Raw genomic sequence first — 424 nt, 5'->3', positions numbered from 1 at the left:
TTAATCGTTACAATCCATCGAAATTGTAGGGTATTGTCCGCCATTGGTTGACCGTCGCTGTCGGGATAGATGATATTCGTTTGAGTTTCCGGTATTTGTTGTACCATTGGTTTTACCTCGGTTGCTCCTGGGGTTGATCAGTTGATGAAAATGGAGGAATTTGATCGGCGGTTAGGGTGACGACTTTTCCATCTTTCCAAATACTAATTGATTCCCCCAGTTTGCGGTGTCTTTCGATAGAGTTCGCGATCGCTTGTTTTACCCCGGCGTCAATTTGTTGGTGGAGTTCAGATAAAGGAATATGCGGGTTATTCATTGTTATCAAAGGATTATATAGCAATCAGAAATCATTTGTGAGAGTCGCAAATCTCAGCAAAGCTTGTAGTGCAAGCATCTTGCTTGCTTGAATACTTACAACTCATTC

At 42.0% G+C, this 424-nt stretch carries 1 protein-coding gene and 1 pseudogene; both read right to left on the bottom strand.

The features are described 5' to 3' along the window. Positions 1 to 107, bottom strand: a pseudogene (locus M595_RS32600) (Uma2 family endonuclease); the annotation flags it as partial. A gap of 5 nt (positions 108 to 112) precedes the next feature. Beyond that, positions 113 to 316 carry a hypothetical protein gene (locus M595_RS28570; protein ID WP_023069379.1) on the bottom strand — a complete coding sequence of 68 codons (204 nt, stop codon included), beginning with the start codon at positions 314 to 316 and terminating at the stop codon, positions 113 to 115. Positions 317 to 424 lie beyond the last annotated feature (108 nt).

The sequence above is a fragment of the Lyngbya aestuarii BL J genome (assembly GCF_000478195.2).
In the GTDB taxonomy this organism is placed as follows: domain Bacteria; phylum Cyanobacteriota; class Cyanobacteriia; order Cyanobacteriales; family Microcoleaceae; genus Capilliphycus; species Capilliphycus aestuarii.
This window is presented reverse-complemented; position numbering and strand designations above follow the sequence as displayed.